This window comes from Tabrizicola sp. YIM 78059, from assembly GCF_004959785.1.
Taxonomy (GTDB): Bacteria; Pseudomonadota; Alphaproteobacteria; order Rhodobacterales; family Rhodobacteraceae; genus Tabrizicola; species Tabrizicola caldifontis.
In genome coordinates, this window is record NZ_SJZH01000034.1 from 1 (window position 1) to 5,661 (window position 5,661).

General features: G+C 68.6%; 7 protein-coding genes. 1 reads left to right on the forward strand and 6 read right to left on the reverse strand.

The annotated features are described in order from the left end of the window. Positions 1-266, forward strand: a 266-nt coding sequence (locus tag EZM81_RS17665; RefSeq protein WP_136646688.1) for a helix-turn-helix transcriptional regulator, incomplete at its 5' end; no start/stop codon positions are given. Between the two features lie 3 nt (positions 267-269). On the opposite strand, the gene EZM81_RS17670 is transcribed toward EZM81_RS17665, so the two are convergent. From EZM81_RS17670 to EZM81_RS18465, 6 genes are all read right to left on the reverse strand, one after another. Continuing rightward, positions 270-938 (reverse strand): DUF6441 family protein, encoded by a 669-nt coding sequence (locus tag EZM81_RS17670; RefSeq protein WP_136646689.1) that lies wholly within the window; start codon positions 936-938, stop codon positions 270-272. A gap of 5 nt (positions 939-943) precedes the next feature. Next, positions 944-1,255 carry a hypothetical protein gene (locus tag EZM81_RS17675; RefSeq protein ID WP_136646690.1) on the reverse strand — a complete coding sequence of 104 codons (312 nt, stop codon included), beginning with the start codon at positions 1,253-1,255 and terminating at the stop codon, positions 944-946. Further along, positions 1,255-1,590 carry a DUF2190 family protein gene (locus tag EZM81_RS17680; RefSeq protein ID WP_136646691.1) on the reverse strand — a complete coding sequence of 112 codons (336 nt, stop codon included), beginning with the start codon at positions 1,588-1,590 and terminating at the stop codon, positions 1,255-1,257. The genes EZM81_RS17675 and EZM81_RS17680 overlap by 1 nt, the downstream gene beginning before the upstream one ends. An 80-nt stretch (positions 1,591-1,670) precedes the next feature. Further along, the gene (locus EZM81_RS18605; RefSeq protein WP_248298277.1) at positions 1,671-5,267 is read right to left on the reverse strand and encodes a prohead protease/major capsid protein fusion protein; all 3,597 of its coding nucleotides are present in this window, start codon (positions 5,265-5,267) and stop codon (positions 1,671-1,673) included. After that, positions 5,267-5,476: a phage head-tail joining protein gene (locus tag EZM81_RS17695; protein WP_071167294.1), complete on the reverse strand. Its 210-nt coding sequence runs from the start codon at positions 5,474-5,476 to the stop codon at positions 5,267-5,269. Before EZM81_RS17695 ends, EZM81_RS18605 begins: the two co-directional genes overlap by 1 nt. 1 nt (position 5,477) lies before the next feature. Then, on the reverse strand, positions 5,478-5,661 hold a 184-nt coding region (locus EZM81_RS18465; protein ID WP_136646692.1), incomplete at its 5' end, for a hypothetical protein.

Consider the following 5,661-nt stretch of genomic DNA (forward strand, 5'->3'; position numbering starts at 1 on the left):
TGCAGGAACTGCGGAAAGCCAAGGACCTGACGCAGGTCCAGCTGGCCGAAGCCCTCGGCATCCAGCAGGCGACCGTCGCGAAGTACGAGCGCCAGAGCGATCTGCTCCTGTCGACCTTGTCGAGCTACGTGCGCGCGATGGGCGGCTCGCTCAAGCTCATGGTCGAGTTTCCCGGCAAGGCCCCGGTCGCGCTTGAGGGCTTGGGCGACACCGAAGAACCGAGCCGCCGCCGTCGCGGACGTGATGCAGCTGCGGCGCGGCCCTGAGGTTCAGCGGGCCTCCACCCAGTTCGCCACGATCAGCCCCGGCAGGGCGTCATGCGCCTGCTCCGCGTCCCGCGCCAGGTCCAGCCGCTTCGGCAGCTTGACCTGCTGCACCAACAGGAAGATCGGCGCTGTGACGAGGCCACGGCTGGTCTTCGACCGTGAAGGTGAGGCAGGACCGCGGCCCCTGTGGGGCCGCGTAAGCCTGCCGAACGCGCGGCCCTTCGTGTTCAACCGGCCCTCGGCCACCAGCAGGCTCGGCCCCCTGCGCCGATAGATGAAGCGCAGGCGTAGGCCTGTGCGGCGTTCCCATTCTCCGGGGGTGATCCGGCCGCCGCGCAGGGACTTGCCTGCGGCGGACGTGGGGATCGCCAGCCAGAAGCCGCTTTTCGACCGGATCAGCGGGCCCGTGTCGTGGGCGCCGATGATGACCGGGGCGTTGGACCAGACCACGGCCGCCGCGTTCAGGCTGGGCGTGGCCTTGGGGAACTGCTCCGACCGGATGGTGCGGGCGAGCCGGACCCCGAGCCCCGCGCCGGTGATCTGCAGCCGCCAGGCGGCCTTCAGCCCTGTCCCGGCCTCGCGGATTGCAGCTGACACGGCCCGCTCGCCCGCTGCCACCTCGGCCGCCATCATCGCGACGATGTCGGGATCGATGTCGAGCTTCAGTTTCATCACGATCAAGCCGGGCGCAGGTCGACGGTCCAGACCAGCCGCTCACCGTCTCGGACCGGCTCGCCCTGGATGAGGAAGGCCTCGCCCTCGATCTCGATGCGGTCGCCGGGGCGCGGGGCTGGCACCTCGGCCACGCGCAGGTCGACGCGGGTGGTTTCCGACCAGAGCCGCGCGTCGCCGAAGTCGGTGACGGCATCAGCACGCCGGGCGACGATACGCACCAGGACAGGCGCGCCGCCATCGGCGATGTAGACCGCGTCCCGCCCCATGTTCGGATCGCCGAAGAGCGCGCCAATCGCAGCAGCGAAGGCGCTCATCAGAACGACCCGTTCAGCCGCACCCGGCCGATGGTGTCGCCTGCGCCACCCGCCACCGCAACCACGGCCACGCCGATCAGGGTGTTCGAGGTGGTGGTTTTGGTCACTTCCTTGGCGGTGTTGTCCCAATAGACTTTGTCGCCTGCCGCCCAGGCTTGCGATGCGACCTTCTTCAGGTCGTAGACGCCGGTGAGTGCGGCCTCGACCGCCTCCCCAAGGGCGGCAGTGCCCGCGGCCACGCCGAAGATGGATCCGACGAGCAGGCCATCGCCGGAGGCGACGGCATAGGGCGCGGTCAGGGTGACGGTATTGCCGGGCTGGACGTAGTTTTTCATGATGGGGATCCTCGTGGAAAGACGAAGGGCGGCCCGATTGGACCGCCCGCATGTCAGGGTTCAGCATATCGGCGCGCTGGTTACGCGCCCGGGTTCTTGTAGAGGCCGCGCCAGTCGATGGCCTTGGCGCCGAAGTCGAGGCGGCACTTGATCTCGACCCCATTGACGTCGAAGCCGTTGCGGGTCTCGATGTAGGCGCCCTGCTGGCCTTCCAGATAAGCGTATTCGATGGTGTCGATCTGGTTGGGCGAGGCCGCCAGATACCAGGAGGTGGCGCTTGCCGCGTCGAGGCGCGGTTCGCTGATCGGCGACAGGGTGCGGATCGACTGCGGCACGACCTTGGCGCTGTCGGCGGGCACGAGGTTCTGGGCCACCAACTGCTCGGCCTTCAGCTCCAGCGCGGCCGGGACGATCAGGAAGGCCGGGCGGATGTTCAGCACCGTCTTCTTGTCGAGGCCGGTCTGTAGCGCCATCGCCGCCCGCGCCGCGCCGACACTTGCCACCTCCAGCGCGGCACCGGTGCCTGCGAGGTTCTTGTGCGTGGTGTGGAAGAGCGCGTTGCCGTCAGCCATCGCCGGGTTGGCGGTGATGATGCCCCAGACCACGTCGCTTTCCAGCTGCGCGATGGAGTTGCCGTACATCGCCGGAATCCGGGTGAAGGCGTCGAGATCGTCGTTGATCAGCACCTGCCGGGTGATGGCGACGACCCGGCCATAGGTCTTCACGCGGTAGCTCTCCTTGCTCTCGCCGAGCGTGCCGCGCTTGAACTCGCCGCTTTCGCCCACCTCCAGAAGCTGCGGGGCCTCGCCCAGCTGGACGCGGTGCATCGACTTGAAGTCGGTCGCCAGCACCTGGCGGCAGAAGAGCGCGAAGGTCCGGGGATAGGCGTCATAGGCCTGCCGCAGGGTCTTGTTGGTGACAGCCGACAGGATCTCGGGGAAGTCGGAGGTCGAATGCAGCGCGCGGGTCGCCACCTCGTCGCGCGACAGGCCCCGCGTGTTCACCCCGGCATTGCCGAGGCTTTCGCGGGCGAGTTCCAGCAGCGTCATGCCGCGATACTGGCGCGCGGCATCCTCGAGCGGGAACAGCGTCGGGCTGTAGCGGTGCAGCAGCGCGTTGGCCACTGCATCGCGGCGGGTAATGCGTTCATCCCGGCCGCCGAGCGGGATCGAGACATGCGGGAAGGTCCGAGTTTCGTCGGACTTGGCAGCGACCTGGTCGAGGATCAGGCGACGGGACTCGTCCACGCTGACACCACGCTTGACCAGATCCTCGGCGAAGTTGCGCTCGAGGTTCAGACGGCTGGTCAGATCGTAGATCGTGGACACACGATCGCGCTCAACCTCGCGGGCGCGGTTTGCGATGGCCTCGGCGTCGGGTGCCGCCGCCGGTTCAGGCATACGCGCAGCGGTCGGTTCGGGCTGCGCCGGGGCCACGACGGGCTGCTGGCGGGTTTCATGGCTGGCGGGGACATCCCCAGCCACGATGGTCGTGTTCTCAGGCATGGATGCCTCCTTTTGCATGCGGGTGTCGACGATCTCGACGGGATAGCTGGCTTGGTCGGCCGCGCGGACCTGCGCGCGGGGATCGGCGGGGACGGTCACGAAGCTGACCTCGAGCGGCGTCCAGCGTTCGACGATGCGCTGCTCGACCTCGCCCTTCGCGGCGGGCTCGACCACCTTCACCCGCTCGATGGAATAGCCGACCGAGACGTTCCGGATGATGCCGTCGCTGATCAGGCCGAACATGCGGTCGGCCGCCTGGTCCAGCCCCTCGCGCGGGAAACGGATGGTGGCCTTGCCTTCCTTCCCCTCGATCCAGGCGCGTTCGACGACGCCCACCTGCGAATGCGAGGACCAGACCGAATGGCTGTCGAGCGCCGGGGCCCCGGCGTTCAGGCGCGTCAGGTCCACCGCCCTGTCGCTGACCTCGAGGATCTCGTCGAAGGGCACGGAGGTGTCCCAGCCGGTCCACCGGCGCCGCCGGACGGCTGCGCCGGTGGTGAAGACGACGTCGACCGAACGCGCCTCGGAATTGACGGTCGCGGGCAGGATGGGCGCGCGCCGCAGCTGCATCGGCAGGGCGACCGGGGCCGCCATGATGGTCTCGGGCATGGCCCTATTCCTTCTCTGGTTCGGATGCGGGGGCGACCGGGTCGCTGGTCGGGTCGCCCGCCTGCGCGCTGCCGGTCTTGGTGACGCGGCGCGGATCGCTGTCGAGCACGAGGCCGAGGCCGTCGAGCTTGGCGTTGGTCGCGGCGATTTCTGCCAGCACGGCGNGCCGTCGAGCTTGGCGTTGGTCGCGGCGATTTCTGCCAGCACGGCGTCCGGGTTGTGCCCCTGCCGGGCGATGGCCTGCGCCAGCGTCATCGTGCCTGTCCGGATCGCCAGCAGATCGGCCATCGCATCCTTGTAGGGATCGACGGCGTCGAACTTCGGCGGCGACCATTCCACCGGCACATCCGGTGTCGGGATCTGCCCTGCCGCCCATGCGGCTTCCGTGAACCAGCGCCAGACCGGCGCGCAGAGCATCGGGATGAAGAGCTGCCACTGCACGGCATCGATCATGCGGCGGAACTCGACGAGCCCGGCCCGGATCGAGGAATAGTTGACCTGGCTGAGGTCGCCGGTCAGCAGCTCGTAGGGCACCCGGAACCCCGCCGAGATCGTGTGCAGGCTGGCGCGCTTGTATTCGCCATAACCGCCGGTGGCGGATGGCTGGTTGAAGCGGATGTCCTTGCCGCCGCGCGCATAGGCGATCAGCCCCGGCTCGAACTGCTCGACACGGTTGCCGTCCGCATCGACGACCGAGGGCGCGATCCCCTGCTGCGCCTCGTCATCGCCGAAGACAATGGCGGTGACGCAGGCCTCGGTCTTCTTGCGGACCAGTTCGGCCACCTCGTAATCGTCGAGATCGCGCAAGGACCGGATGACCGGCGCCCCCCAGGGAACGCCGCGCGCCTGCGTGCGCTGCTTTTCGTAGACATGGGCGATCTCGCTTGCCGGGACCGGGCGAGACCCAAGCCCGCCTTGCAGCGCGCCCCAGGCATCGCCAGGGTGTGCCGCGTGGAGCCAGTAGGCCCGACGCCTGCCGACTGGGTCGAACTCGATCCCCTGCACCAGACGTCCGTCGCCCAAGGCGCCGGACTTGGTGGCGTCGAGGAAGTCCGCCTCGAGAACCTGCAATTGCAGCGGCACGGGCAGACCGTCGCTCGCGCGCCGCAGACGGCGGCGCACCAGAACTTCACCCGCCTCTACCATCTCGCGGCAGATCAGCGTCTGCAACCCGTAGAAGTCAAGCTGACCGTCGGCATCGCACTCCGCCGTCCAGCGCTCGAAGAGGGCGTCGACCTTCCGGTCGAGCGTGTCGTCGCCACTGGCGGCGCGGGGCATGATGCCCGCGCCAATGATGTTGTTCACCAGCACCGCCACGGCCTTGGCTGCATGCGGGTTGTTGCGGACGAGATCGCGCATCCGGTCGCGCAGCAGCGCCCCGGCGACGCCGATTTCGGTGTCGGCCGAGGATCCCGACGCGCGCCAACCGTCCGTGCGCCGCCCTTTTGACGCACCGTCATAGCCGCGCGTCAGGGTCTCGAATGCCTGTCGCGCCAGCACGCGACGGGCGGCAGCCCGAGGCGCGATCGTCGCGATAGCGTGATCGAACCAGTTGGCCGACATCAGCGATCACCGCGCGAGAAGCCCGCCAGCCCGGCGACCGGCAGAGGTCGGGTCGTCCCCGCGATGGCCCGCTCGATGGTGCGGATGCGGCCCAGCAGATCCTCGGCTGAGCCATAGTCGACGGATTTTCCATCATAGCTGACCCGCGTCGTGCCGCTGGCATAGGCCCGGCGCAATGCAGCCAGCTCTGTCTCCGTCCAATCCGTCATGTCAGAACCATCCTCCGCGTCGGCCAAGCCAGTACGACTGCCGTTTTCCCTGGGGTGCGGACTGCGGCCGGTTGACCCGCCCCGCACCATCCATTTCAGTGGGCGCGGCCCCGAGTTGATCCTCGAGATCGCGCCATTTCTCGTCGGTCCAGCGATCCGCACCCGCGATCCAGGCGGCGGCGCGG

Excerpts from the sequence above, each read along its gene's own strand:
- EZM81_RS17670 (WP_136646689.1), bottom strand. The coding sequence starts at position 938 with ATGAAACTGAAGCTCGACATCGATCCCGACATCGTCGCGATGATGGCG.
- EZM81_RS17680 (WP_136646691.1), bottom strand. The coding sequence starts at position 1,590 with ATGAAAAACTACGTCCAGCCCGGCAATACCGTCACCCTGACCGCGCCC.
- EZM81_RS17675 (WP_136646690.1), bottom strand. The coding sequence starts at position 1,255 with ATGAGCGCCTTCGCTGCTGCGATTGGCGCGCTCTTCGGCGATCCGAAC.
- EZM81_RS17695 (WP_071167294.1), bottom strand. The coding sequence starts at position 5,476 with ATGACGGATTGGACGGAGACAGAGCTGGCTGCATTGCGCCGGGCCTAT.